21 protein-coding genes, 3 pseudogenes and 1 riboswitch are annotated in these 24,732 nt (G+C 71.9%); of the genes and pseudogenes, 13 read left to right on the top strand and 11 right to left on the bottom strand.

Translation table 11 applies throughout. The features are described from left to right. Positions 1-9: 9 nt before the first annotated feature. Positions 10-1,353: an ABC transporter substrate-binding protein gene (locus tag AC5P09_RS25920; protein ID WP_493876170.1), complete on the top strand. Its 1,344-nt coding sequence runs from the start codon at positions 10-12 to the stop codon at positions 1,351-1,353. A 38-nt stretch (positions 1,354-1,391) separates the two neighbouring features. Next, entirely contained in the window at positions 1,392-2,594 is a 1,203-nt protein-coding gene (locus AC5P09_RS25915; protein ID WP_493876169.1) for a Gfo/Idh/MocA family protein, read from the top strand. Between the two features lie 32 nt (positions 2,595-2,626). Here AC5P09_RS25915 and AC5P09_RS25910 read toward each other — a convergent pair whose 3' ends face one another. From AC5P09_RS25910 to AC5P09_RS25900, 3 genes are all read right to left on the bottom strand, one after another. Next, positions 2,627-3,322: a L,D-transpeptidase family protein gene (locus AC5P09_RS25910; RefSeq protein ID WP_493876168.1), complete on the bottom strand. Its 696-nt coding sequence runs from the start codon at positions 3,320-3,322 to the stop codon at positions 2,627-2,629. Positions 3,323-3,447: 125 nt separating this feature from the next. After that, entirely contained in the window at positions 3,448-4,740 is a 1,293-nt protein-coding gene (locus AC5P09_RS25905; protein WP_493876167.1) for an MFS transporter, read from the bottom strand. Positions 4,741-4,811: 71 nt separating this feature from the next. Continuing rightward, positions 4,812-5,609 (bottom strand): SDR family NAD(P)-dependent oxidoreductase, encoded by a 798-nt coding sequence (locus tag AC5P09_RS25900; protein WP_493876166.1) that lies wholly within the window; start codon positions 5,607-5,609, stop codon positions 4,812-4,814. 50 nt (positions 5,610-5,659) lie between these two features. On the opposite strand from AC5P09_RS25900, the pseudogene AC5P09_RS25895 reads away from it, so the two are divergent. Beyond that, positions 5,660-6,204: pseudogene (locus AC5P09_RS25895) on the top strand (hypothetical protein). Here the strand turns inward: AC5P09_RS25895 and AC5P09_RS25890 are convergent. The 4 genes from AC5P09_RS25890 to AC5P09_RS25875 all read right to left on the bottom strand — a co-directional run bounded on the left by AC5P09_RS25890 (position 6,195) and on the right by AC5P09_RS25875 (position 9,324). Continuing rightward, on the bottom strand, positions 6,195-7,109 hold the full coding sequence (locus tag AC5P09_RS25890) for an SDR family oxidoreductase (protein WP_493876165.1): 915 nt from the start codon (positions 7,107-7,109) through the stop codon (positions 6,195-6,197). The pseudogene AC5P09_RS25895 and the gene AC5P09_RS25890 overlap by 10 nt on opposite strands. 91 nt (positions 7,110-7,200) lie before the next feature. Beyond that, positions 7,201-7,617: a DUF4180 domain-containing protein gene (locus AC5P09_RS25885; RefSeq protein WP_493876164.1), complete on the bottom strand. Its 417-nt coding sequence runs from the start codon at positions 7,615-7,617 to the stop codon at positions 7,201-7,203. Further along, positions 7,607-8,236, bottom strand: a complete 630-nt coding sequence (locus tag AC5P09_RS25880) for an MBL fold metallo-hydrolase (RefSeq protein WP_493876163.1) — start codon at positions 8,234-8,236, stop codon at positions 7,607-7,609. Before AC5P09_RS25880 ends, AC5P09_RS25885 begins: the two co-directional genes overlap by 11 nt. Beyond that, the gene (locus tag AC5P09_RS25875) at positions 8,236-9,324 is read right to left on the bottom strand and encodes an S-(hydroxymethyl)mycothiol dehydrogenase (RefSeq protein WP_307679013.1); all 1,089 of its coding nucleotides are present in this window, start codon (positions 9,322-9,324) and stop codon (positions 8,236-8,238) included. Before AC5P09_RS25875 ends, AC5P09_RS25880 begins: the two co-directional genes overlap by 1 nt. A gap of 171 nt (positions 9,325-9,495) precedes the next feature. Between AC5P09_RS25875 and AC5P09_RS25870 the strand changes: the two genes are divergently transcribed. After that, a complete protein-coding gene (locus AC5P09_RS25870) occupies positions 9,496-11,250 on the top strand; it encodes an ABC transporter ATP-binding protein (protein WP_493876162.1) in 1,755 nt (584 codons plus the stop codon). Between the two features lie 13 nt (positions 11,251-11,263). On the opposite strand, the gene AC5P09_RS25865 is transcribed toward AC5P09_RS25870, so the two are convergent. Next, positions 11,264-12,109, bottom strand: coding sequence for a (2Fe-2S)-binding protein (locus tag AC5P09_RS25865; RefSeq protein WP_493876161.1), 846 nt, complete (start codon positions 12,107-12,109; stop codon positions 11,264-11,266). A 341-nt stretch (positions 12,110-12,450) separates the two neighbouring features. On the opposite strand from AC5P09_RS25865, the gene AC5P09_RS25860 reads away from it, so the two are divergent. The 5 genes and pseudogenes from AC5P09_RS25860 (at position 12,451) to AC5P09_RS25840 (ending at position 18,842) form a co-directional block, all read left to right on the top strand. Then, the gene (locus AC5P09_RS25860; protein WP_493876160.1) at positions 12,451-13,623 is read left to right on the top strand and encodes an ATP-grasp domain-containing protein; all 1,173 of its coding nucleotides are present in this window, start codon (positions 12,451-12,453) and stop codon (positions 13,621-13,623) included. Next, a pseudogene (locus AC5P09_RS25855) lies at positions 13,605-15,335 on the top strand (IucA/IucC family protein); the annotation flags it as partial. The gene AC5P09_RS25860 and the pseudogene AC5P09_RS25855, both read left to right, overlap by 19 nt. 17 nt (positions 15,336-15,352) lie before the next feature. Beyond that, complete coding sequence (locus AC5P09_RS25850; protein WP_493876159.1) at positions 15,353-15,868, top strand: hypothetical protein; 516 nt, start codon at positions 15,353-15,355, stop codon at positions 15,866-15,868. Next, positions 15,868-17,640 carry an IucA/IucC family protein gene (locus tag AC5P09_RS25845; RefSeq protein WP_493876158.1) on the top strand — a complete coding sequence of 591 codons (1,773 nt, stop codon included), beginning with the start codon at positions 15,868-15,870 and terminating at the stop codon, positions 17,638-17,640. Before AC5P09_RS25850 ends, AC5P09_RS25845 begins: the two co-directional genes overlap by 1 nt. Next, positions 17,637-18,842 carry a type III PLP-dependent enzyme gene (locus AC5P09_RS25840; protein ID WP_493876157.1) on the top strand — a complete coding sequence of 402 codons (1,206 nt, stop codon included), beginning with the start codon at positions 17,637-17,639 and terminating at the stop codon, positions 18,840-18,842. Before AC5P09_RS25845 ends, AC5P09_RS25840 begins: the two co-directional genes overlap by 4 nt. 67 nt (positions 18,843-18,909) lie before the next feature. Here AC5P09_RS25840 and AC5P09_RS25835 read toward each other — a convergent pair. Beyond that, positions 18,910-19,207, bottom strand: a pseudogene (locus tag AC5P09_RS25835) (hypothetical protein). Positions 19,208-19,383: 176 nt separating this feature from the next. Between AC5P09_RS25835 and AC5P09_RS25830 the strand changes: the two are divergent. Both AC5P09_RS25830 and AC5P09_RS25825 read left to right on the top strand, forming a co-directional pair. Continuing rightward, the gene (locus AC5P09_RS25830) at positions 19,384-19,752 is read left to right on the top strand and encodes a nuclear transport factor 2 family protein (RefSeq protein ID WP_493876156.1); all 369 of its coding nucleotides are present in this window, start codon (positions 19,384-19,386) and stop codon (positions 19,750-19,752) included. Positions 19,753-19,773: 21 nt separating this feature from the next. Continuing rightward, a riboswitch (ZMP/ZTP riboswitch) is annotated at positions 19,774-19,858 on the top strand. 23 nt (positions 19,859-19,881) lie between these two features. Further along, positions 19,882-20,730: a bifunctional 5,10-methylenetetrahydrofolate dehydrogenase/5,10-methenyltetrahydrofolate cyclohydrolase gene (locus AC5P09_RS25825; protein WP_493876155.1), complete on the top strand. Its 849-nt coding sequence runs from the start codon at positions 19,882-19,884 to the stop codon at positions 20,728-20,730. On the opposite strand, the gene AC5P09_RS25820 is transcribed toward AC5P09_RS25825, so the two are convergent. Together AC5P09_RS25820 and AC5P09_RS25815 are read right to left on the bottom strand one after the other, a co-directional pair. Next, on the bottom strand, positions 20,731-21,705 hold the full coding sequence (locus tag AC5P09_RS25820; protein ID WP_493876154.1) for a CU044_5270 family protein: 975 nt from the start codon (positions 21,703-21,705) through the stop codon (positions 20,731-20,733). It lies immediately after the preceding gene. Beyond that, the gene (locus AC5P09_RS25815; protein WP_493876153.1) at positions 21,698-22,255 is read right to left on the bottom strand and encodes an RNA polymerase sigma factor; all 558 of its coding nucleotides are present in this window, start codon (positions 22,253-22,255) and stop codon (positions 21,698-21,700) included. Before AC5P09_RS25815 ends, AC5P09_RS25820 begins: the two co-directional genes overlap by 8 nt. Before the next feature lie 157 nt (positions 22,256-22,412). On the opposite strand from AC5P09_RS25815, the gene AC5P09_RS25810 reads away from it, so the two are divergent. Continuing rightward, positions 22,413-23,426: an AAA family ATPase gene (locus AC5P09_RS25810; RefSeq protein WP_493876152.1), complete on the top strand. Its 1,014-nt coding sequence runs from the start codon at positions 22,413-22,415 to the stop codon at positions 23,424-23,426. Between the two features lie 5 nt (positions 23,427-23,431). Then, the gene (locus AC5P09_RS25805) at positions 23,432-24,661 is read left to right on the top strand and encodes a glycosyltransferase (RefSeq protein WP_493876240.1); all 1,230 of its coding nucleotides are present in this window, start codon (positions 23,432-23,434) and stop codon (positions 24,659-24,661) included. Positions 24,662-24,732 lie beyond the last annotated feature (71 nt).

The raw sequence follows: 24,732 nt of genomic DNA, 5'->3' as shown, positions 1-24,732 counted from the left end.
GGGGACGACATGCGAATTCGTACGGTCGCGGCACTGGCCGGAGCGCTGGCGCTCTCCCTGGTGAGCGGATGCGCCCAGGGCAACGGCACGGGAGCGTCGGCGAACACGGTGACGTACTGGCTGTGGGACGCCAACCAACTGCCCGCCTACCAGGCGTGCGCCAAGGACTTCGAGAAGCAGAACCCCGGACTGAAAGTGAAGCTCACCCAGATGGGCTGGGACGACTACTGGACCAAGCTGACCGCGAGCTTCATCGCCGGCACCCAGCCGGACGTGTTCACCGACCACATCCAGAAGTTCGGCCAGTTCGCCGACCTCAACGTCCTGGAGCCGCTCGACGATCTCGGGATCGAGGACGCCGACTACCAGCCCGGCCTCGCCGCCAACTGGATGGGCCAGGACGGCCACCGCTACGGCGCCCCCAAGGACTGGGACACCGTCGCCCTCTTCTACAACCGGAAGATGGCGAACGACGCGGGCCTCACCGCCGGCCGGCTGAACGACCTGGCCTGGAACCCGAAGGACGGCGGCACCTTCGAGAAGGCCATCGCCCATCTGACGATCGACAACAAGGGCAGGCGGGGCGACGAGCCCGGCTTCGACAAGAACAACGTCAAGGTGTACGGCCTGGCCACCAACGGCGGCGGGGACGGCGACGGCCAGACCCAGTGGAGCAACTTCACCGCCTCCGCCGGCTGGTCCTACACCGACAAGAAGCGCTGGGGCACCGAGTACCAGTACGACAGCGAGACCTTCCAGTCGGTCATCAAGTGGTACTTCGGCCTGGCGAAGAAGGGCTACCTGGCCCCCTTCACCGACTACAACTCCCAGTCCAACCAGGCCAACACACAGGTCGCCGCGGGCAAGGCGGCCGCCGCCTTCGACGGGGCCTGGATGATCTCGTCGTACGACGGCTTCAAGGGGCTGGACATCGCCACCGCCGTCACCCCCGTCGGCCCGACCGGCAAGCGCGCCACGATGATGAACGGCCTCGCCGACTCGATCACCAAGAACGCCCACAACAAGCAGGGCGCGAAGAAGTGGGTGAAGTACCTGGCGTCGAACGAGTGCCAGAAGACGGTGGGGAGTTACGGCATCGTCTTCCCGGCCACGCCTGACGGCACGAAGGCCGCGGTGGCGGCGTACGAGAAGAAGGGCATCGACGTCTCGGCGTTCACCGAGCCGGTCGCCGACAAGAAGGACTTCACGACCTTCTCCTTCCCGATCACCAACTACTCGGCGGACATGTTCGCGCTGATGCACCCCGCCATGCAGGACATCTACGGCAACGGCAAGTCCGTGAGCAGCCTCGACGAGACCAACGACCAGATCAATCTGATTCTCGACCAGTGAGTCGACCAGTCAATCGACCAGTGAAGGGCACGCCATCCATGACGTTCTCCCTCGGCATCGTCGGCGCCGGACAGTTCTCGGGCCAGTTCGCCAAGCTGTTCCTGGCCCATCCCGGCGTCCGCGACGTCTACGTCACCGACCTGCTCCCCGAACGGGCCGGGCAACTCGCCGCCGCCGAAGGCCTCACCGGCACCTTCCCCTCGTACGAGGCCATGCTGGAGTCGAAGGCCGTCGACGCGGTCGCGATCTTCACTCAGCGCTGGACGCACGGACCGCTGGTCGTCCAGGGTCTGAACGCCGGCAAGCACGTGTACTCCGCGGTCCCGATGGCGATCACCGCCGGGGAGATCGCGGCGATCATCGACGCGGTCAAGGCGACCGGGCTGACGTACATGATGGGTGAGACCAGCCAGTACAACCCGGCGACCGTGCACGCCCGCAACCAGATCGCCGAGGGCGCCTTCGGGCGGATCTTCTACGCCGAGGGCGACTACGTCCACGACATGGATCTCGGGTTCTACGAGGCGTACCAGTACAGCGGCGGGGAGGGCTGGAAGGCGACCGCCAGCTATCCCCCGCTGCTGTACCCGACGCACTCGATCGGCGGCGTGCTGGGCGCCTGGCAGACGCACGCGGTGAGCGTGTCGGCGATCGGGGTGGTCGACGACCGCGGGGACGGGGTGTTCGACAAGGACGTCAGCCAGTTCGGCAACGACGTCTCCAACGCGACCGCGCTGTTCGAGGTGGCGGGCGGCGGGTCGTTCCGTACCAACGAGTTCCGGCGGGTCGGCTATCCCTCCCACATAAGGGAGTCGCGTTTCCGGTTCTTCGGGACCGAGGGGAGCATGGAGCAGCTCGCCACGGTCGCCCTGTGGCAGGACAAGAACGGGGTGAAGGACATCAGCGAGCTGCTCGAGCCCAAGCCCACCATGTCTCCTGACGATCCGTCGCTTCAGCACATCGCGCCGGACCTGCGGGCGGCCTTCACCTCGGGATCGGCGCCGGTGCACGACCGGGCGCGGCTGCCGCGGGAGTTCGACAACCTGCACAACGGCCACGAGGGCAGCCACCACTTCCTGGTGGACGACTTCGTGACCGCCGTGAACACGCGGACGCTGCCGTCGGTGAACGCGTGGGTGGCCGCCCGCTACACCCTGCCGGGCATCGTCGCGCACGACTCCGCGCGGCAGGGCGGGGCCAGGCTGGAGATCCCGGACTTCGGGGACGCGCCGGGGGCCTGAGCGTCCCGTGCCGGCCGGGTACCTGTGCTGCGTCAGGTGCCCGGCTTGCGGCCGTACACGAAGACGTCGTCGCCCTTCTTCAGCAGCGACCAGTACTTCTTGGCGGAGGTCTTCGTCATGTTGACGCAGCCGTGCGAGCCGGGCGGGTTCCACATGCTGACGCCGACCGAGTGGAAGGCCTGGCCGCCGTCGAAGAACTGGCTGTAGGGCATCGGCACGTCGTAGATGCTGGAGACGTGGTCGATGTTCCGCCAGTAGATCTTCTTCAGGCCGGTGCGGGTCTCGTAGCCGTTGCGGCCGGTGCGGACCGGGACGGGGCCGTGGACGAGCTTCTTGCCGTCCTGGATCCAGCTCAGCTGGAGGGTCAGGTTCACGCAGGCGATGCGGCCCTTGTTGACCGGGCACTTGCCGGCCTTGTTGGGGTTGGTCCCGACGGCCTTCTGCTTCAGCATCAGGTCCATCACGCCCCAGGTGACGGGGCCCGCGTAGCCGGCGTTCGGTGTGATGCCGTGCTTGTTCTGGAAGCCCTGGATGGCCTTGCAGTCGGCGGCGGACTGCTTGCCGTCGACCGGCCGGCCGAGGAACTTCTCCACCTGCTTCTGGTAGGGGCCGGTCTGTGTGGTGCAGCTCGCCGCCTGCGCGGGCGTGGCGCCCAGCGCGAGCGTGAGCGGTACCACCAGTCCGGTGATCCCGAGTGCGGCGGCGCCCCGTCTGCGTATGTCCCCCATGGCCTGACCTCTCCCTGCGTGTGACGTTTCTTCGACTGCTAGACCGGTGTGCGGGGGTGTCGGTTGTAGGGCTGGTCAGGCTGTGACAAAACGGTGAAGTTTCGCGTCCGGCGCCCGACCCGCCCTCATGTCGGCTCCGGTTCTTTCAGCTTCGGCTCTGGTTCTCCGGCCATCGGCTCCGGCTCCGTGTGCTGACGCGGGAGGTCCCGGCGGGTGCGGACCGGCGAGAGGAAGACCGGCAGGAAGGCCACCGCCAGGAAGGCTCCGCCCACCCAGAGCGTCGCCCGCACACCGGCCAGTTCACCGAGCAGGCCCGCCACGGCGGCACCGATGGCGAGCGCGCCGGTCAGAAGGAAGCGGAACGTGGCGTTCATGCGGCCGAGGAGGTCGTCGGACGTCATCCTCTGGCGCAGGCTCACGCCGAGGACGTTGTCCACGCCGGTCTTGAACATGGCCAGCGTCCAGCCCGCTCCGGCGATCCACAGCCAGGGGCCGGGGCCGATCAGCGGGACCAGGAGTCCGGCGGGCGCCAGGACGAGGCCTCCGAGGCCCAGCGTTCGGCCGTGGCCGAGGCGGGCGGCGAGGGGGCGGGCACACCGGGCGCCGAGCAGGAGGCCGACGCCGCCTGCCGCCCAGTACAGGCCCAACGCACCTGCGGAGAGGCCGAGTTCCTGCACGAACAGGATCGGCAGCATGGTGTTGACCAGCTGGGAACCGTGGTTGGTGAGGGCCCCGGTGAGAGCGAGCGCGCGCAGTTCCCGGTTGCCGAGGACGTGTCGCAGGCCCTCGGCGATCTGCGCGGCCAGCCCCGTGTCCCGTGCCGGTCCGGACGGGGCCTCCTTGCCCCGGACGAAGACGAGTTGGACGGCCGAGGCGAGATGGGCGACCGCGGTGCACAGCACGGCCACGGGCGCGCCGAGGAGCTGGACGAGGCCCCCTCCCGCACCCCGCCCCGCGACGTTGCCCACCGCCTGCAGGCCGACCATGGCGGCGTTCGCCGGCACCAGGGCGTCCCGGTCGACGAGTTGGGGCAGGGCGCTCTGCGAGCCGACGTCGAAGAACACGGTCGCGCAGCCGCTGAGCAGTACGACCGCGTACAGCTGGCCGAGCGTGAGCGCGTCCAGCCACCAGGCGAGCGGTATCGAGGCGAACAGCACGGTACGTGCGAGGTCCGCCGCGATCAGCACCCGGCGGTGCCGCATCCGGTCCACCCACGCCCCGGCCGGCAGCCCGATGAGCAGGAACGCCAGGGTGCCGAGCGTGGCCAGGGCGCCGACCTGTCCCGGGCCCGCGTCCAGTGCGGCGACGGCCAACAGGGGCAGGGCGACGTAGCCGATGTTCGTGCCGAGCTGGCTGAGCGCGGTCGCGGCGAACAGGGCGCGGAAGTCGGCGGTACGCCAAGGGGATTCGGGCTGCACACGAGAACGCTGCCCCGCACGAGGCGTAAGGACAAGTGAAAAGATCTACATGGACACTTAAGCATCCCTACCTAAATGCTCTCACCTCCTTGAACAGCGCGACGGAATCCCGTGTTGACCGCCATGAGTCCGCCGTCGACCGTGAGGGTGGTGCCGGTGATCCAGGACGCGTCGCGCGAGGAGAGGAAGGCGGCGGCCGCGGCGATGTCCTCGGGCTCGCCGACGCGGCCCAGGGGGTAGAGGCCGCGCACCGCTTCGAGGTCGTCGTCGCGGCCCTCCCAGGCCGAGGTGCGTACGGTGCCGGGTGCCACCAGGTTGACGCGGACGCCCCGCGCGGCCGCGTGTCCGGCGAGGGTGCGGGTCAGGGACACCAGTCCTGCCTTGGCGGCGCTGTAGGCGTGGTTGCCGAAGTCCTGGAGGCCGTTGACGGAGCCGACGCTGACGATGGCGCCGCGGCCGGAGGCGACCAGATGCGGGAGCGCCGCACGGCAGCAGCGGTAGGCGCCGGTCAGCGTGATGTCGAGGTCGCGCGCCCACTCCTCGTCCGGCTCGTCCTCGAAGAGCGGGACGTCGGGTGTGCAGCAGGCGGCGCTGTTGACGAGGACGTCGAGCGCGCCGAAGGTCCGGACGGCGTACGCGACGGCCGCCTCGACCGCGTCCCGGTCGGCCACGTCGCACGGGTAGGCCTCGGCGGTGAGCCCTTGTCGGCACAGGGCGGCGGCGGTCTGCTCCGCCGCGGGCGCGTCCACGTCGGTGACCAGGACCTGTGCCCCTTCCTCGGCGAACCGCCGGGCGATGGCCGCGCCGATGCCGCGGGCCGCGCCGGTGACGAGAACGCCGTATCCCTCGAAGCGCTGTGTGTGCGTCATGGTGCCGAAGGTAGTGCCGGAACGATCAACCGGGCAGGTACCGTGCCGCCATGTCCGCGTTCCTGCAGCAACTCCCCGCCCTCTTCGGTGTCGTGATCGGCGCGCTCGGCTCGTACGTCGCCCTCGTGCGCAGCGACCGGGCCAGGTTCCGCCGTGAGCAGGCGGCCCGTTGGGAGGAGCGCAAGCTGTCCGTGTACGCCGAGTACGCACGGACGCTGAAGAAGTCGGTCACGCTGACGTACCGGGTCGCCGCCCACCTCGGCAACGACCCGCACCCACATCCGATGTCCCCGCAGCAGGCGGCTCCGCTGATGGCCGAGGCGACTCAGGCCCGGGATCCGTCCGGGAGGCGCTGATCCTGCTGGGCAGTCCGCAGGTCGTGGAGCGGGCCCGGACCTGGGTGGTTTCCGTGATGGAGATGGAACGGTTCCTGCGCGAGGAGACTCGTGACCAGCGGGCGTGGCAGGCCCTGATGGAACGGCAGCGCATCGGACGCGAGGGCTATTACGCGGCCGTGCGGGAGGATCTGGCGCTGCCGCCGGGGCATGCGGCGCGTTGGCCGCTGCCCTCGGGTGACACAACACTTCAGCGGTAGCCGGTCGTGTCCGCCGGCTTGTCCGCGTCCTGCACCTCGACGAGGTAGCGCCAGGCGTCCGGGCGGCTGCCGTCGAGGTCGGTGAAGCCGTACACCTGGGCCAGCCCGCCGCTGGAGAGGGACTGGCCGTTCCATCGCGCCACGTCGGGGTCGGCGGCGAGGGCGGCCACGGCGCGGCCCACGTAGCGGGGTGTCTCGGAGATGGCGAAGTGCGGGACGCGGGTGGTGGCCTCGCGCCAGTTGTCCTCACGTACGCCGAAGTTGTCGAGCATCATCTCCGACCGCAGCCAGCCGGGGGTGAGGGCGACGGCGGTGGCGCCGCGAGGTCCGAGTTCGTGGGCGAGGGCGAAGGCCATCCGCAGGACGGACGCCTTGGCGAGGTCGTAGTAGAAGTTGACGCGGTAGGTGTCGCGGTTGTACTCGGCGGTGCCGTCGGTCATCTCGACCACCAGCCCGCCGGGGTGGCGCAGGAGCAGCGGCAGGGCGTGGTGGCTGGTGATCGCGTGCGTCTCGACGGCGAGCCGGAGCAGTCTCAGGCCCTTGTCGAGGTCGTGCTCCCAGACGGGAGTGTCCCAGGCGAAGAGGGTCTCGCCGCCCCAGATGTCGTTGACGAGGACGTCGAGGCGGCCCTGTTCGCCCGCGATGCGGTCGACGAGGGTGCGGACCTGTGCCGGGTCGAGGTGGTCGGTGGGTACGGCGATGCCGTGGCCGCCGGCCTCGGTGACAAGGTCGGCGGTGTCCTCGATGGTCTCGGGGCGGTCGTACTCGGAGCGGTGGGTGCGGGTGCTGCGGCCGGTGACGTACACCGTGGCGCCGGCCGCCCCGAGCTCCATGGCGATGCCCCGCCCGGCTCCCCGGGTCGCCCCGGCGACCAGGGCGACCTTGTCCTTCAGTTGTTCCGGCATTGTCCGGCCTCCCGTTTCCCTGCGCTGCGATCGGTCTCGCTACGAGGGTGGCGGGTAAGCCGGACATCTTCTGTCGCCTTTCAGGGCGAGGTCACCCGGCCGCGCGCAATTTGTCCTCCAGTGCGTCGAAGTCCGCCACGAACCAGATGTGGCCGCCCTGGTTCGTCTCGTGGACGAAGTCCCGCAGAGCCGTGCTGCCGGTGACGTGCCGGGAGACGTCGCCGATGACGGCGAGGCGCAGCCGGTAGTTCACGAACTTCTGCATGACCTCGCCCGCGACCCCCGACCGCAGCCGGAAGAACTCCTCGGCCACGCGCTCCGCGGGGACGGCGACGACCTGCGCGTCACGTCCGAACGCGTCGCCGATGAGGTCGAGCGCCGCCCGCTCGCCGTCGAGGGGCGGGCCGTCGGGGGCGCAGCGCAGGACGCCCACACCGTGCAGGCGCACGACGTCGTCGGCGGGCGCGGCGGCTTCGTCGGCGGGCACAGCGGCTTCTTCAGTGGCCACGGGCGATCCACTCCTGAAGGTGCGGGGCCTCCGCCCCGATGGTCGTCGGGTCGCCGTGGCCGGTGAGGACCTTCGTCTCGGGCGGGAGCGCCAGCAGGCGGTCGCGGATCGAGTCGATGATCGTCGGGAAGTGGGAGTAGGAGCGGCCGGTGGCGCCGGGCCCGCCCTGGAAGAGGGTGTCGCCGGTGAAGACGGTGGCGAGGCCCGGGTCGTGGAGGCAGACCGCGCCGGGCGCGTGCCCGGGGGTGTGCAGGACGCGCAGGTCGGCGCCGGCGGCCTCGATGACCTGGCCGTCCTGGAGCCAGGCGTCGGGGTCCCGGTCCGGGTGGGTCTGCTTCCACAGCGGCAGGTCGTCCTGGTGGAGCCAGATGGTGGCTCCGGTGCGCTCGGCGAGGGCGGGCGCGGCGTCGATGTGGTCGTTGTGGGCGTGGGTGCACACGATGGCGGTCAGCCGGCGGTCGCCGACGGCCTCGGCGATGGCGTCGGCGTCGTGGGCGGCGTCGATGACGATCACTTCGTGGTCGTCGCCGACGATCCACACGTTGTTGTCGACGTCCCAGGTGCCGCCGTCGAGCGTGAACTGCCCGGAGGTCACGAGGCGTTCGATGCGGGCGGCCATCACAGCACCACCACCGAGCGCAGGACGTCGCCGCCGTGCATCCGCTCGAAGGCCTTCTCCACGTCGGTGAGTCCGATCGTCTCGGTCACGAACGCTCCCAGGTCCAGGCGGCCTTGGAGGTGCAGGTCGATCAGCATGGGGAAGTCCCGGGAGGGCAGGCAGTCGCCGTACCAGGACGACTTCAGCGCACCACCGCGCCCGAACACGTCCAGCAACGGCAGTTCGAGCTTCATCTCCGGGGTGGGCACACCCACCAGGACGACCGTCCCGGCCAGGTCGCGGGCGTAGAACGCCTGCTTGTAGGTTTCCGGGCGGCCGACCGCCTCGATGACCACGTCCGCGCCGAACCCGCCGGTCAGCTCACGGATCGCCTCCACCGGATCGGTCTCGCGGGAGTTGACCGTGTGGGTGGCGCCCATCGAGCGCGCGGTCTCCAGCTTGCGGTCGTCGATGTCGACGGCGATGATCTTCGCCGCGCCCGCCAGGTTGGCCCCGGCGATCGCCGCGTCGCCGACGCCGCCGCAGCCGATGACGGCGACCGTGTCCCCGCGGCCGACCTGGCCGGTGTTGATCGCGGCACCGATTCCGGCCATCACGCCACAGCCGAGCAGGCCCGCCACCTGTGCCGAGACCGACGGGTCCACCTTCGTGCACTGGCCGGCCGCCACCAGGGTCTTCTCGGCGAACGCGCCGATCCCGAGCGCCGGGGACAGTTCCTGGCCGGTCGAGGCGAGGGTCATCTTCTGGTCGGCGTTGTGGGTGTCGAAGCAGTACCACGGCCGGCCGCGCAGACAGGCCCGGCACTGCCCGCACACCGCACGCCAGTTGAGGATCACGAAGTCGCCGGGGGCGACGTCGGTCACCCCCTCGCCGACCGACTCGACGACACCGGCCGCCTCGTGCCCGAGCAGGAAGGGATAGTCGTCGCTGATGCCGCCCTGCTTGTAGTGGAGGTCGGTGTGACAGACCCCGCAGGCCTGCACCTGCACCACGGCCTCACCGGGGCCGGGGTCCGGCACCACGATCGTCTCCACTCGCACCGGCTCGTCCTTGCCCGGTGCGATCACGCCGCGTACTTCCTGCGCCATGGTGCCGGCCCCTTCCATCGACTCGTGTCCGTCCCTGCTCCGACCCTACGCACAACTGATCAGTAACAGCACGACATCCTTACAAAGCAGGTGCCGGCCTCGCGCCGGGAATCCGTCCGGGGCGCCGACGTAGCCTGAATGCCCCGCCCGCCGCAGGCCAGAAGGAGTGCCGTGAGCATTGCAGAGACCGAGACCGGACCGCCCGCGTGGCGGCTGATCCTCGGATACGTACGGCCGCACCGGTGGGCGCTGCTGGCGGGCGCCGCGCTCTCGCTCGTCACGGGGGCCACGGGGCTGATGCTGCCGCTGGTGGCACGGGAGTTGATCGACGACCTGTCGCACGACCGGGCCATCACCGGCTGGCTGGTCCTCATGTCGGGGTTGGTGATCGCCAACGCGGCGCTGGGGGCGCTGGGTTCGTTCGTGCTGCGCCGTACCGCCGAGTCGGTGGTGCTCGGCGCGCGGCGCAGCCTGTCGTCGTATCTGCTGCGGTTGCGGATCGCGGCCGTGGACCGCAGCGAACCGGGCGACCTGATGGCCAGGATCACCTCGGACACCACGCTGCTGCGAGAGGTCACCACGGACTCGCTGGTGGGCCTGGGCACCGGCGGGCTCACGATGGTCGCGACGGTGGTCATGATGGGCCTGGTGGATCCGGTGCTGCTCGGCGTGACGATGGCGGTGATCGCGGGCGCGGGCACGGTTCTCGGGGTGATCGTGCCGCACATCAACCGGGCGAGCCGGCAGGCGCAGGACGCGGTCGGGGTGATGGGGGCCTCGCTGGAGCGGATACTCGGCGCGCTGCGCACGGTGAAGGCGTCCGGCGCCGAGCACCGGGAGGAGCGGACGCTGCACGAGGCGGCCGAGGAGTCGTGGCGGCAGAGCGTGCGGGCCGCCAAGTGGTCGGCGGCGGCGGGCAACACGGCGGGGCTGGCCATGCAGATCGCGTTCATCACCGTGCTCGCGGCCGGCGGAGCGCGGGTGGCGACCGGGGCGATCGACGTGGGCACGCTGGTGGCGTTCCTGCTGTTCGTGTTCTACCTCATGTCGCCGATCCAGCAGGTCGTCGGCGCGATCACGCAGTACCAGACGGGCGCCGCCGCCCTCACCCGCATCCAGGAAGCGATGCGGCTGCCCGCCGAACCGGCGGCCGAGCCCGCGCCGCTGCCGTCCACGGGCGCGGAACCCGCGTCCGTCGCCTTCGAGGACGTCCGGTTCCGGTACGCCGACGACCTGCCGTACGTCCATCACGGGGTGACGTTCGCCGTGCCCGCGCAGGGCATGACGGCGTTCGTCGGACCGTCCGGGGCGGGCAAGACCACCGTCTTCTCGCTCATCGAGCGGTTCTACGACCCGGAGTCCGGGACCGTGACGCTGGACGGCCGGGACCTCGCGGACTGGGATCTGCCCCGGCTCCGTTCCGCCATCGGCTATGTGGAACAGGACGCCCCCGTCCTGTCGGGTTCGCTGCGGGACAATCTGCTGCTGGGCAACCCGGAGGCCGACGAGGACGCGGTCGCCCGGGTGGTGAAGACGACCCGGCTCGACGGCATGGTCGCCCGGTTGCCCGCCGGTCTCGACACGCTCGTCGGGCATCGCGGGACCAGGCTGTCGGGCGGCGAGCGCCAGCGGGTCGCCATCGCCCGCGCCCTGCTGCGGCGCCCGCGCCTGCTGCTCCTGGACGAGGCCACCTCGCAGCTGGACGCGGTGAACGAGGCGGCGCTGCGCGACACCGTCGCGGATGTCGCCCGTACGACGACGGTGCTCGTGGTGGCGCACCGGCTGTCGACGGTGACCATGGCGGACCGGATCGTCGTGATGGACGCGGGGCGGGTACGGGCCGTGGGCACCCATCGTGAACTGGTCGCCGCCGACCCGCTGTACGCGGAGCTGGCCGCCACGCAGTTCCTCGCGACGGCCGGGTGAGCCGTCCGGCCGCTCAGTTCTCGAGTCGGCGCAGCCGTTCCGCGTCGTTGGTGCGGGGGCAGGTCACGCAGGCCTCGGCCGGGCGGATCGCGTAGAACATGCAGCAGCCGGCGCGGGTGCGGGTGACGTGCCGTCGGCCGTCGTCGCCGACCAGCTGGCGGAAGTCGGCGCCGGAAGGGTACGGCGGCACGGGTGCCGGCAGCACCTCGGTGGCGGCCCGCAGGGCGTCGCCCTCCTGGCCGAGCATCCGGCCGAGGTACCAGATGCCGGAGACGAGGTCGTCGGAGACCATGCCCCACAGGGTGCGCGCGCCGCGTCGTACGGTCGGGCCGATCGCGGCCAGCAGCGGGCGCATGTGATCGGCGACCGCCATCCTCAACGCGGCCCGCAGCTGCTCCTCCTGACGGAGCGTCAGTACACCGGGCAGCGCGGCCACGGGGTCGCCGGCGAGACAGGCGAGCTCGCCGCCGGGGGTGATCACGAAGCTGCCGGAGGCGAGGTCCAGGCGGAGATCCTCGGGGCGGATCCGGGGCACCCGCCGGTCGAGATACCAGACCCCGCCCATCAGCAGCCCGACGGACCAGGCGTAGTCGTGCAGGGCGCGGGAGGCGGCGACATGGCGGCGCGGGACGATCCCGTAGCGGTCCTCGATCCGGGCCGCCTCGGCGTCGACGAAGGTGTCCAGCGCGCTGGGATCCGACGTCAGTTCCGCTGCCGACACGCCTACTTGAGCGGTCTCGTCGCCCGGTTCCCCGATCCGTACGGCGAGCGCCTCGCAGACGTCGGACAGTCGCCGGTACGCGTCGGCGAGGGCGTGGGAGACGGCACGGTCCGGCGGGGTCTTCAGGGCCACGGACATCGGCGCTCCAGAGCAGGAAATCGGCGGATCAAGGTAGGCAAGGCTTACCTTACCCATAAGATCACGGTGAGCCGATCAAGGGGTTCTCCTGCCGTGACCGCAGAACCCGCACGTCACAAGGGCGCCATGGCCATTGAGAACTAAAGCAAGCCTCACCTAAGCTCACGCCTCGTGACTGCGACCCACCCAGGCGCACCCGACACAGGTGTGCCCTTTCGTGCCCTCAGGCACATGCCTCTCTTCCCGGCCGGTTTCGGAGCCCTTGCGCGGGGCGCGGATCAGATGCTCGCGGACGCGGCTCGCCCCGGCCCCCGCCCGCTAGCGGAAGTTGTTTCTCAGTCATGCGTCTGTACCTGCTCGCCCTCAACCCGACCGACTCCGTCACCGAGGGCTTTCTGCCCGCCGCCGCCCGGCTGGACCTGGACGTCACCGTCCTCACCGACCAGCCCGCCGCGCACCGTGCCACGTATCCGGACGTCGAGATCCTGGAGTGCGATGTCCGTGACTTCCGGGCCGTGATCACCCGGATCTCCCCGCACCACCGGCCCGACGCCGTCTTCACCAACAGCGACCACCTCCAGACCCAGGCCGCCCTGGCCGCCGCCTACTTCGGCCTCCCCGGCAAGGACTGGCGGGCCACGCTGCGCACCAAGGACAAGGCCGAGATGCGCCGCCGGCTCGCCGCGGCCGGCGTGGACCGCGTGTGGTCGGCCGAGCTCACCGAACCCGCCGCGCTCGTCGCGCCGTACCCCTGTGTGGTCAAGCCGCGCGAGGGTGTGGCCAGCGAGGACGTCGTCCTGGTCGAGAACGCCGAAGAACTGGTCGCCTGCTCCAAGGAGATCCTGGACCGGCGCCCGGGTGCCGTCCTGGTCGTGGAGGAGTACCTCCCCGGCGAGCTGTACACCCTGGAGACCCTCGGCGACGGCGCCGCCCGCCATGTCCTGGGCGGCTTCCACACCCAGCTGTCGGCGCCGCCGTACTTCGTCGAGGAGAGCATGACCTTCGTCCCGGCACACCCCGAGCCGGTCGTCACGCAGGTCCTGGCGCAACTGGACGCGCTCGGCGTCGGGTTCGGGGCCTGTCACACCGAGTTCGTGCTGCACGCGGGCCGGGCGCGGATCATCGAGGTCAACTACCGCGCCATCGGCGACCAGTGCGACCTGCTGCTGGCCCGGCTGCTGGAGGTGCCGCTCTTCGAGCACATCCTGCGCACCCACCTGGGCGAGCCGCTCCCCGCCGGCCTGGGCGCCCGCCGTGACGGGGCCGCGCGCGTGGAGTACCCGTGCGCCGACCGCGCCGGAACCCTCGTCGGGGCCCCCGCCGCCACCGAACTCACCGTCAACGGCGCTCATCTGACGTACCGTCCGCTGCGGGCGGTGGGCGAGCGGCACGAGCTGTACCGCACCAACCGGGACTATCTCGGTGTCCTGCGGGCCACCGGCACCGACCAGTCGACGGTGGACCGCATCTCGGCCGAGTTCCTGGCCGCCCGGCGCTGGGAGATCCAGCCGTGACCGCGCCGACGGCCACGGACCCCTGCGCTGCGGAGCTGCTCACCCGCGTGCTGAGCGCCCTTCTGCGCGAGGACGTGGTCGGGCTGCGCACCCGGAGCACGCTCGCGCACCGGCCGGACGGCGACTGGCTGCGCCTGGCGACACCGGAAGGCGACGCTCTGCTGCTGCCGGTCGCCGAGGACGGCTACCAGTGCGTGTACGCCGCCCGGCTGCCGCTCCTCGTGCGCGAGTCGGACGGCGTCGAGCTGAGCTCGTACGACAGCGTGCTCGGCGCGCTGCGTGCGCTCGCCGAGCCCGAGGACCGGGGCGGCTTCGACGCGTTCGCCGAGGAGTGCCGGCAGACGCTGGCCACACTGCGGCTGCACGCGGCGACGCGGACGCGGGTGGCCGGGCTGCTGACCGCCCGGCACGGCGCCGACCCGGCACGCTGGACCGGCCTGACCGCCGGCCTGGCCTACGACACACTCGCCGCCCGGCTCGACCACCCCGTCTACCCGACGGCACGCGGACGTGCGGGGCTCACCGATGCCCAACTGCGCGCGTACGCACCCGAGTTCCATCCCCGGTTCGCGCTGCGCTGGCTCGCCGTGCCCCGGGACGCGGTCACTCTGACGGGGGCGCTTCCGGAGGTCTGGCCGTCGCCGACGGTGCTCGGTCTGCCCGAGCGGCAGAGCACCCATGTGACGTTACCGGTCCACCCGTTGACGCTCGGTGCCCCGCTGGACGAGGCGCTGCGGACCACCGGCCTCGCGGACAGTGCCGTGCTCGTCGACCGGCCCCACCTCGATGTCGTTCCGACGCTGTCGATGCGTACCGTGGCAACGGTCGCGGATCCGGCCCTGCATCTCAAACTGCCCCTGGCCACCGCCACGTTGGGCCTGCGCAACAAACGGTCCGTCAAGCCCGGGACGCTCGTGGACGGTGCGGTGGGGCAGCGGTGCTGGAGGCGGTGATCGCCCGTGAACCCCGTTTCCGGGACACCATCCTGCACGCCGACGAGACGACGTACGCACACGCCGGGCACGAGCTGCTCGCCGTCCTGTGCCGCCGGTACCCGGCCGGGCTCGACGACTCGGTGGTCGTACCGATGGCGGCTCCTCGCCGAGGCCCCCGACGGACGGCCGGTGGTCGATCACCTCGCCGACCGCTTCCACGACGGGGACCCCCTCGCTCTCCTCGACGCCTGTCTGACGCTGCTGTTCGACTGGCAGACGACCCTGTTCGGGTACGGGATCGCGCTGGAGTCGCATCAGCAGAACATCTCGCTGGTGCTGCGACCGGGCAGTGTGCGGCTGCTGTTCAAGGACAACGACGGTCCCCGGGTCAACACCGAGCGGCTGGACGCCGTACTCCCCGGGCCGTGGGGCTTCGACGACGTGCGGACCCTCGGCCGGGGCTACGGGCCGGTCGCGGACCTCTTCGCCACCATCACCGTCCATCTGTGCGCGGGCGCCTACGCGTTCGGGCTCGCCCGGCGGGGTCGCGCCCCGCTGACCGCGCTGCTGGGGCTGGTGCGGGAGCGGCTGACGGAGGCGGTCGACAGACTCGCGGCAGAGGCAGGGGAGGCCGGGGCGGTGTTGCGCGCCCGCGTGCTGGACGCGCCGACGCTGCCGGTGAAGGCGATGGTCACGGCCGGGACACTGCTGTCCAAGGAGCGGTCGGGCGCCACCGACATCAACAAGCACTACACCACCGGCCCCAACTACCTGCTGAACGCCCGGGATTCGGCATGAGCGCCGAGGCCCTGCACCTGCCACGGTCCTCGTTCGGCCGGCGCCGGGTGCACGCGGTGGCGGGCTGCTGCTTCGCGGCGTCCTTCGCGGCGTCCTTCGCGGCGCTGGGGACGCCGCCGTATCTCACCGAGATCCTCCCCGGGTTGGGTGACCGGAACGCTCGCTGGGCGGGAGTGCTCTACGTCGTCCCGACCGTGTTCGGCGCGCCGGCCGCGCCGCTGTGGGGGCGGCTGGCGGACCGCTACGGCCGCAAACGGCTGCTGCTGGGTGCCGGGCTCACCCTCGGACTGGTCTGCCTCCAGGTACTGGCCGCCGACTGCGCCCGGGGCCGCGCACCCGGCGGGCTGTTCGGCTCGCTGGAGTTCTTCTCCAAGGCCGGCGCGGTCGCCGCCGGCGTGGCCGCGGCGGTGGGCAGTGCCCGCTTCGGTCCGGCCGCACCCGTACTGACCGGCGGTGCCGCTGCCGCCGTCACCTTCCCCCCGCTGAAGTTCCGCACCCGCTGGAGCCGTTGATGCCCTCGCTGACCCACTCGCCCGCGAGCTCCCCGAAGCTCTCGACCTCGCTCGAGCCCGGGCGGACGCCCGTCGCTCCCGCCGCACTGCCCACCGCCGACGAGGCGGTGGCCCACACGCTCCTCAACTGTCTGCTGCGCGAGGTGTCCGGCCCCGAACGCCAGTCCGTCGTGACCGACGGCCGGCTGCTGCTGCGGCTGCCGCGCCGCGGTGTCCTGCTGCGCGTCGCCCTGCGCCGCACCTCGCTGCTGGGCGCACACCGGTTCACCGGCCCGGTGAGCGAGCAGCGCGAGGGCGGCTGGGCGGAGATGGACTGGCGACGCCTGGCCGAGTACACCCACGACGAGCTGTGGCTGCGCACCGGCGTGCGCAACGAGGAGTTCCTGGAGCAGATCGCCTCCAGCCACTCGGCGATCACGACCGCCCTGACCGCCGTACGGACCGACCGAGCCCCGGACGACCGGCTGTCGGCCTACCTCGCCTCCGAGCAGTCGCTGCTGTTCGGGCACCGCTTCCACCCCACGCCCAAGGCCCGCACCGGCGACCCGCGCGCGTGGGCCGCGTACGCCCCGGAGGCGGGCGCCGCCTTCCCGCTGCGCCACCTCGCGGTCCGCAGCCACCTGATCGCCGAGGAGTACGCCGACCCCGCGGCCGTCGCCCCCTTGGACCGGCAGCGCGAGGACGTCCCGGACGGCTACCGGCTGCTGCCCGCCCACCCCTGGCAGTACGAGACACTCGGCGAGCACCCCGCGCTGCGCGCCGCCCTGGCGGCCGGTGACATCCTCGACCTCGGACCCGGCGGACAGCCTTTCGCCGCCACCGCCTCCGTGCGCACCCTGTACGACGGCGAGACGTTCCTGAAGTTCAGCCTCAACGTGCGGATCACCAACTGCCTGCGCAAGAACAGCAGTTACGAGCTGTCCGGCGCGGTCGCCCTCACCCGCGCCCTGGCCCCGGCACTCGCCGACCTCGCCGAGCGTTTCCCCGGCAGCGCCGTGCTCCGCGAGCCCGCCTACCGCTCGCTCGCCCTCCCGGGCCCCGACGGGACACCGGACCGCGCGCTGTTGGAGGGCTTCGGCGTCATCGTCCGCGAAGGCCTGCCGCGCCGGCTCGCGCCCGGCACCACTCCCCTGCTGGCAGCCGCGGTCGCCGACGAGTACCCGACCGGCGCCGCCCACATCTCCCGCCTCCTCGACGGCGCGGACGAGCGGCGGGCCCTGGACTGGTGGTCGGCGTACCTCGGCCTCCTCCTCCCACCGGTCCTGGCCGCCTACTTCGACCACGGACTGGTCCTGGAGCCGCACCTCCAGAACGTCCTCATCTGCGTCGACGGCGACGGCATGCCCGCCCAGGTCCTCTTCCGCGACCTGGAGGGCGCCAAGCTGGTCCCCGAGCACCACGCGGACACGCTCGCCGCGCTGCCGCCCGAGGTCGCGGGTCCGATGACGTACGACGCACAGCGCGGCTGGGACCGGGTGGTGTACTGCCTGCTGGTCAACCATGCCGCCGAGCTGCTCGCCGCCCTCGCCGACCTGCACCCGCGGGCCGAGGCCGCGCTGTGGGGCCGGATGCGGGACACCCTGCGGGCGTACGCCGACCGGAGCGGCTGTCCGCCGCGCCTGGCCGCCCTGCTCGCCGGGGTGCCGCTGCCCGCCAAGGCCAACCTGCTCACCCGCTGGGAGCGCAAGGCCGACCGCGCGGCCGGATACGTCCGGCTGCCGTCCCCTCTCGCCGAGGGCATCCTGCGCGACACGACCGGGAGCACCCGATGACCGATCCGACGCCCGCGGTCCGCGACCGCATCCTGTCCCTTCCCTCCACTGAACTCCCCGCCTACCTCTACGACTTGGCGGCACTGCGCACCCACGCCGCGGCCGTGCGGGCCGCGCTCCCGGAGCGGGTCGAGCTGTACTACGCCGCGAAGGCCAACCCCGAGCCGGAGATCCTCGGGGCGCTCGGCCCGTACGTCGACGGCTACGAGGTCTCCTCGGGCGGCGAACTCGCCCACGTCGCCGGGGCGGTACCGGGTCGGCCGCTCGCCTTCGGGGGTCCCGGCAAGACGCCGGACGAGGTGACGGCCGCGCTGGAGCGGGGAGTCGAACGCTTCCACGTGGAGAGCACCTACGAGCTGCGCATGCTGGCCGAGTTGGCGCGGCGCGTCGCTCCGGGGCGACGGGTGCCGGTGCTGCCCCGCGTCAACCTGCCGGTCGCCGACGGCTCGTTGGCGGGCAGCTCGCTGGCGATGGGCGGCAGGCCCACACCCTTCGGTATGGACCCCGCCCAGGCTCTCGAAGCCGTCCGCGCGCTCGCCGACGGCACCTACCCGCAGCTCGAACTGCGGGGCATCCACGCCCACTTGGCGAGCGGCCTGGAGGCAGCCGAGCAGCTGGCCGTGGCCGAGTCCGTCGTCTCGTGGGCGACGGACCTCGGTGTGCCGCTCGCCGAGGTGAACGTCGGCGGCGGCATGACCGTCGACTACACCCGTCCGGAGCTCCGCTTCGACTGGGCCGCGTACGGCAAGGGCCTCGCCCGGCTGAGCGAGGCGCACCCCGGACTCACCCTGCGCATCGAGCCGGGGCGAGCCCTGACGGCGTACTGCGGCTGGTACGCCACGGAGGTACTGGACGTGAAGGGCAGTCACGGCGAGGAGTTCGCCGTCGTCCGGGGCGGCACCCACCATCTGCGCACCCCGGCGACGAAGGGGCACGACCAGCCGTGTTCCGTACTGCCGGTGGACGCCTGGCCGCATCCCTGGCCGCGATCCGAGTCCGTGGGCGACCGGTTCACCCTGGCCGGACAGCTGTGCACACCGAAGGACGTGCTGGCCCGACGCGTGCCCGCGCCCGGGCTGAAGGCCGGTGACCGGGTGGCGTTCTCGCTGACAGGTGCCTACGCGTGGAACATCTCCCACCACGACTTCCTGATGCACCCCCGGCCCGGCTTCCACTTCCTGGACCCCGCCCCCGCGTGCTGAGACTCCGACACGCGTCGAGGGCCGCCCGGAAGGATCCGGACGGCCCTCGGGCAACAGGCGAGAACGGTCAGCCCCGGACAGCGGGCAGCAGCCCGGTGACGGGGGCGACGAGGTCGGTGACCTGGTGCAGCTGGTTCAGGTCGTTGACCCGGTTGAGCCCGGCCAGCTGCGCCGAGATCCGCGGAATCTCGCCCCGGTGCTCCGCGGGGATGTCGCTCACGACGAGCGAGTCGAGCGTGGCGATGGGGTTCAGCTGACCGGTACCACGGAGCAGCCGCGTCGGCCGCGTTCGCGAGCGGAGCGGCGAGGCCGGTGACCCCGACGGCGAGACCCACGGCGGCGACGATACGTCGTGTTGAGATCATGCCCTCAGCAACGCCGAGGGAGCCCTGCCGGACACGGGCGGCCGCCGCCGCTCACCCGTGAGGCGCAGCGCGCGGACTGCGCTTGCCGAGCCCGCCGGGGCGGAGGAGCCTCGAAGGGAGAGGCCCCTCGCGGCCCGCTCCTCGCCGGGCCGCGGCCTTTTGAAGGAGGTCACATCATGGGCAGTGCGGCACGCTCCGGCTTCGACGCCGAAACCCTGCGTCGGGCCATCGAAGGACACACTGCGGCGAATCTTCTGTCGCTCTACGCGGACGACGCGGAGATACGCGTCGTGGACCGCAACACCCAGCCCAGCCACCCCAAGGTCCTGCACGGCCGGGACGAGATCGGCGAGATGCTCGAGGACGTGTACAGCCGCGACATCAAGGCGCACAAGCTTGAGCAGTGCGTCGTCCAGGAAGACCGCGTCGCCTTCACCGAGAGCTGCGAGTACTCCGACGGGGTGCGCGTGTTCTCCGAGTCGATGGTGTCGCTGCGGGACGGGAAGATCGCCGACCAGACCATGGTCCAGGCCTGGGACGAGTAGCCGAAGCAGGAGGTTAGGCTGTCGGCGGGCCGTGACTGGCGCTGAGGTGGAGCACCACCGGGGAGCGGCCCGCCGTAAACGAATGCCGTGCGCCTGGGCGATCCCGTCGACTCAGCTCAGGAGTGGATCATGTCTCAGGCCCGGCTCATGGACGGCACCGCGCTCGCCCGGCGCACCCTGGAGGACACCGCCAAGCGGGCGGCCGACCTCACGGAACGTACGGGAGAGGCTCCTTGCCTGGCGACCGTCCTTGTGGGTGAGGACCCCGCGTCCGTCACCTACGTCCGGATGAAGCAGAACCGCTGCCGCAAGGCCGGCATCGAGTCGCGGCACGTGGCGCTGCCCGCCGCCACGACCACCGAGGAACTGGTCGGCACCCTGCGGACCCTGTCCGAGGACGCCGGTGTGCACGGCATCCTGCTCCAGCATCCGGTGGGCGCCCACATCGACGAGCGGGCCGCGTTCGAGGCCATCGCGCCCGAGAAGGACGTCGACGGCGTCACCTTCTCCTCCTTCGCCACGATGAGCTTCGGCCTGCCGGGCTTCGTGTCCTGCACGCCGGGCGGGATCATGCGGCTCCTCGACGAGTACGACGTCGACCCGGCCGGCAAGCGGGCCGTGGTCGTGGGCCGCAGCGCGATCCTCGGCAAACCGGTCGGCATGCTGCTGCTCGCCCGGGACGCGACCGTCACCTACTGCCACTCCCGCACCCGGGACCTGTCCGCGGCCGTCCGCGAGGCGGACATCGTGGTCGCCGCCGTGGGCCGGCCGCGGCTGATCCGGGGCCAGGACATCAAGCCCGGCGCCGTGGTGGTCGACGCCGGGTACAACGCCGGGAACGTCGGTGACGTCGACTTCGACTCCGCCGTGGAACGGGCCTCTCTGATCACGCCGGTGCCGGGCGGTGTCGGTCCGATGACGATCGCCACGCTGCTGGAGCAGACCGTGGACGCGGCCACCCGGCAACTCGGGGTGTGATCAGCGCATCCAGGCGCTGTACTCCATGACGTCGCCGGTCCTGAGGCCCCACTCGGGCTCGGCGACGGTGGCGGTGCTCTCCAGCCCCAGGACGGCGCCCGTGGCCGGGTCCATGATCAGCATCCGGCGGGCGCCGGAACCGTCGTACACATACGCCTGACCACGCCGGCCGAGGCGGTCGGTCACCTGACCGACCGGCCGCAGCCCCTCGGCGTCCGCGAGGAGCCGGGCCAGCGCCGCGTTCTCGCGGGCGCCAAGGGTCCAGTGACCGAGCAACACGCCGACGGAGTCGAGCAGTTGGGGCGTGCTGAGCGGCGTATCGCTATACCCCGCCTCCTGCAGATAGGCGCGCAGCCGCGTCGGGTCGTGCGGCGGCGCCGACTCGGGTGGCGCGTCGCTCCAGCTCGGCCCGAAGGTCTGTCTGCTGATGACGTGCCCGTCCGCCACCAGGCGGGGCTCGCCGTCCTCGTCGGACAGGACCGGCCGGCCGGGATGCCTCGGGTCGGTCGCCACGACCAGTTCCGTGTGCGTGTCGTCGGCCTTCCAGCGCACGATCCGCTCCTCGGCGAACGTGACCGGGGGCTTGTCCTCCGCCATTCCCATGCTCCACGTCAGGACGTGCGTGCCCTTGCGCAGCCCGGGCGAACCGTCGGCCGCGTCCTGCCCGGCACGCTCGGCCAGCAGCTGGAGGGGTACGAGGGCGGAGTCGGCCCGCACGACCAGCGGGCGGGGAGCCGCGACCGCGGGGGGTGTGTTCGGGCCGCCGAGTACGAGGGTCAGCGCGAGGGCGGCCACGACGGCGGTGGCGACCAGGCCCCAGGCCAGCCGGGCGCGGCTGCGGGAGCCGGGGGTCTGCCCGTGCAGGAGCCGGTTCAGCTGCCGCTCGGCGTGATGGTCCAGGGGCCCGTCGCCGAAGTGGGGGGCGTCGACCGGGACCGGGTTGGCGCGGCGCAGGAGTTCCAGTTCGTCAGCCATGGCCGTGCTCCTTCGACGGGTTGGACGGGTGTGCGCCGGCGGCGAGCGCGGGGTGGAGACGGTCGATCTCGGCTCTCAGCCGGCGGCGGGCCCGGTGCAGCCGCATCGACGCGGCCCGTCGTCCGCAGCCGAGGGCGACGGCCACCTCGTCGATGCCGAGTTCCTCCCAGGCCGTCAGGCGCAGTACCTCCTGGTCGGCCGGGGAGAGCCGGGCGAGCGCGTCGTGCACCCAGCCGCCCGGTGTCTCGGCGTCGGGGCCTGCCGCGAGGTGCCGCCCGTGCACGGTGTCGTCGTTGCCGAGCCGGTCGACGAGCCGGCGGCGGCGTCCGTGGCCGCGTACCGCGTTGGCCAGGCAGTTGCGTGCCACGCCGTACAGCCAGGGCAGGGGGGACGCCGGAAGGTCGGCCCGGCGGCGCCAGGCGACCGTGAACACGTCCGCCACCACTTCCTCCACCTCGCTGGTACGCCCGTCCAACCGCCGCGCGACGTAGCGGCTGACCGCCCAGTAGTGCTCGCGATAGGCAGCGGCGAAGTCCTCGTCGTTGCTCATGTTCCGTTCGTGTCCGGCACCTTCGTGATCGTCACACCCGTCTTGGGTGACGCTCGTCGCTCCCGTCCCGGGGGCGAGCGCGGCCGTCAAGTTGTCTTGCTCGGACACAGGCCCGTCTCTTCAGCCCGACCGGGGCGCCGCTGGCAAGGAGTTGGCCATGGACGCGCAGGACACGGCCAAGAGACTGCGGGCGATCAGCGACGAGTTGTCGGACCGTTTCTACGAGCGGGCCGACGTGGTGCGGACTCTGGTGGTGACGCTGCTGGCCGGACAGCACTCGCTGGTCCTCGGCCCGCCCGGAACGGCGAAGTCCGAGTTGGCCCGGGAGCTCACGGGCCGGGTCGAGGGGGCGTCGTACTGGGAGATCCTCCTGTCCAAGTTCACCGCGCCGACCAGGATGTTCGGTCCCGTCGACGTCGCCGCGCTGGCCCGGGGCGAGTACCGCCAGGTCTACGAAGGCCGCGCCACGACCGCGCATGTCGCGTTCATCGACGAGATCTTCAAGTGCTCCACGGCGGCGCTGAACGAGACGCTGGGCTTCCTCAACGAGCGGATCTATCACCCCGAGAGCGGCGGCGAGCCGATCCGCTGCCCTCCGATCGGGGCCATCACGGCGAGCAACGAGCTGCCGAGCGGCGAGGACACGGCCGCGATCTACGATGGCCTGGCCGTTGCAGTCCCACTACGTGTACCCGGCCGCGGGCAGGCCCGCGGCGACGAACGCGTCGACCTGCTGCTTGATCACGTTGTAGTCGATCTTCGCGGCGAAGCTGTTCCAGGAGGCCCAGCCCATCGGGGCGGTGGGCACCGGTATCTGACGGGCCGTCGCCGCGAGCGCAGGAGCCGGCTGGACGAACAGCAGGGCGGCCGTCGCGGTCAGGGCGAGGACGAGGGCGCGTACGGCCGTGGCTCTGCAGCGCTGCATCAGGCCTCTGACGGCCGATCGGGGGGAACGCGGTGGGGGGTACATGCGGCTCCTTCGCGCGGGAAGAACACCCGAGACGGTCGAGATTTCGAACGGAGATCGGTTCTTCGAACGGTGTGCGCGCCGAACGTAGAGCCACCGGAGGGGCAAGTCAACGGACGTGACAAGGGTGAACTCGCCGTTGTGCACGGGTCGTTCGCCCGGGACGGCGTACCCTCTCCGCCATACTGGCCGTCGTGCGCGTAGCGATCATGACGGCGGGATCCCGGGGTGACGTGGCCCCCTACACCGGCCTGGGGCACGGCCTGGCCCGTGCCGGACACGAGGTCACCCTGGTCACCCACGCCCGGTTCGAGCCGCTGGCGGTGCGGGCGGGGCTGCGGTTCCATCCGCTGCCGGTGGACCCACTGGCGGAGCTGGAGTCAGCTCGCGGGCGGGGGCTGCACCGCAGCGCGACCGGGGTGGGCAAGCTGGTGCGGGTGGTGGCGATGGCGCGGGCGCTGGCCGGGCGGATGACCGACGACCTGGTGGCGGCGGCCCGCACCAGCGACGCGCTGCTCCTCGCCGCCTCCCTCGGCCCGCTGGGGCACACCATCGCCGAGGGGCTGTCCCTGCCGAGCATGGGCGTCCACCTCCAACCCCTCTCCCCCACCCGGGAGTTCGCACCGCCGATGCTGGGTGTCGGCTCCTGGGGGCCCCTCGGCAACCGGGTCGCCGGGGTGGGTGTGAGCCTGGCCGTCGAGCAGGTCTTCGCCGCGGCCGTACCGCCCGTGCGGGCCCGGCTGGGGCTGCCCCGCGCACGTACCACCGCGGGGCTGCGGACCCGGGAGCGGCAGGGCTGGCGGGTGCTGCACGGTTTCAGTCCGCTGGTGGTCGCCCGGCCGCGCGACTGGCGGGCAGGGCTCGACGTGACGGGCTACTGGTGGCCGTACGACGGTCAGGCCCGGCTCCCGTCCCGGCTGGAGGAGTTCGTCGACGCCGGACCGCCGCCGGTCTTCGTCGGGCTGGGCAGCGCGACCGTGCCCGATCCGCGGCGGCTCGGCGCCGAGATCGTGCGCGCCCTGCGGGCGGCCGGACTGCGCGGGGTGATCCAGCGGGGCTGGGCCGGGCTGGAGGCCTCCGGCGACGACATGCTGACCATCGACGAGGTCCCGCACTCCCTGCTCTTCCCGCGGATGGCGGCGGTCGTCCACCACGCGGGGGCGGGCACCACCGCGGCCGGGCTGCGGGCGGGGGTGCCGGCCGTTCCGGTGCCGATCCAGTTCGACGAGGGGTTCTGGGCGGCGCGGCTGGTCGGCCTGGGCGTGGCCCCGCGCACGCTGCCGCTGCGCCGCCTCACGGCCGACGCGCTGGCCTCGGCGCTCGTACGGGCCACGCGTGAACCCGGGTACGGGGAGCGGGCGCGGGCGCTGGGGGTGCGCATCCGGAGCGAGGACGGGGTGACGCCGGTGCTCGACGCGGTGAACCGGCTGGGCGGCTAGGGGGTGTTTCGAAAGTCCCGCACAGCACCCACGGCGCCCGGCACGCACTCTCGCCGCACCGGCCGAAACCC

Source organism: Streptomyces sp. a15 (assembly GCF_059026085.1).
Note: the sequence above shows the minus strand (reverse complement) of the source record. Positions and strands in the feature narration are given on the sequence as shown.